Annotated in this window: 1 pseudogene; it reads right to left on the reverse strand. The window is 62.9% G+C overall.

The features are described 5' to 3' along the window. Window positions 1-44: 44 nt before the first annotated feature. Window positions 45-1530, reverse strand: a pseudogene (locus tag QCE58_RS33940) (filamentous hemagglutinin); the annotation flags it as partial.

Genomic DNA, 1530 nt, shown 5'->3' on the forward strand with positions numbered 1-1530 from the left:
GTGCGGTCGCCGAATGAGGCCACATTACGGGCCGCAAAAGGTTCTCAATGCGCCGTCAGTTGCCACCGCAACACCGGATACGTCGCGCCCGCCGGCATCGCCCAGACGCCTGAAGGACCGAAGCTCCACGACACGAAGCTCGCCGGATTGCTCATTTGCGCAGTGGTCAATCCGTTCGTCGAGGTCGGCGCGCTGCCGCCCTCGACGAAATGCACCGCGTTGAGCTGATTCGTCGTTTCCTTGTTCCAGTACACGTCGTTGCGGATCGTCCCCGAGTTTTGCGTCGCGATGGCGCCATTGACATCGGGCGTCGGTCTTTCACTCGACCGCCCGACGTTGAACGACTCTTCGATGACTCCGGTACTGGCGTTATATTCGACGAGTGCGCCGTCCCCGACTAGAGAGCCGACACGACCCGTGCCATACGATTGCTGAATCAGCCCGGTGTTCCTGCCGACCAGTCCGCCACCGCTCCCATGTGAGCCGCCGACGTTGATTGGACCGCTCGCGTATGACTGCACAATCCAGCCGTCGTTCTGATTGACGAGACCGCCGTAGGAACCATTGCCGCCGACCGATGCGCCGCTCCAAGACCGTTCTATCGTGCCCTTGTTCCACCCGACGAGACCGCCGCCCCCGATGCCGCCGAACGGCGCGCCCGACCCGACTCCACCCGTCGACCACGCATAGGCGATGACGCCGTCGTTGCGGCCGGCGAGGGCGCCGTAACTGCCTCCCATGCCGCCCTCGATGTTGGCGTTCGCCACGCCGAGGTTCCGCACGACGCCTCCCGTTCCGATTACTCCAAACAGCCCAGCATACTGTACGTACCCCTGAACTGGGACCAGAATATTCAGGTCGCTGACGACATGGCCGAAGCCATCGAACTGCCCGGCAAACGGTGCCGTGTCGGCCGAGGCGATCGGTGGGAACGATGTATTCTGCGTAGTCTTTAGGTCGATGTCCTTGCCGAGCGCGTAGTTGCCCTTCAAATCGCGCGACACGTTCGCCAGATCCGTGGCGTTGTTCACGAGCTGGTACGCCGTGATCTGCGTGACGTAGCCGCTGAAGGGCAAGCCCGGCCAGCACCGATTGGCGAGGAGCGTGCCTGCCGAATAGCTGCCGCTCATATCGTAGAGCAGACTGACGATGCCGCTGCTCCGCGACCAATCGATCGTGCCTTGATTGCCGATGCCGCCGCCGTTGCCGATACCCGTTGCATCGGCGCGAACGGTGAGATTGCCACCGCCGATGTTGCGAATAGCCGCACCCGGGACGATCGACACGCTATGCGCGGAATTCAGAGCAAGCGATGCGCCCCCTTGCCACTCGACGTTGCCACTCACCGAGATATCGCCGTTTGCGCCTGTGGTTGTAACGTCTACCGATGTGCCCTTGCCCAAGCTGCGCGAGATAGCACCGGCGGCGTTCGTGTCGACCGTGAAAATCGGTGCGCTCAACGTCCAATGGCCTGCAAGCACGGTCGCGTTGCCGATATCGAGCGTCGATGCGCGCGTGTCGACGGCGCCG

This window comes from Caballeronia sp. LZ028 (genome assembly GCF_031451415.1).
GTDB classification, from domain to species: Bacteria; Pseudomonadota; Gammaproteobacteria; order Burkholderiales; family Burkholderiaceae; genus Caballeronia; species Caballeronia zhejiangensis.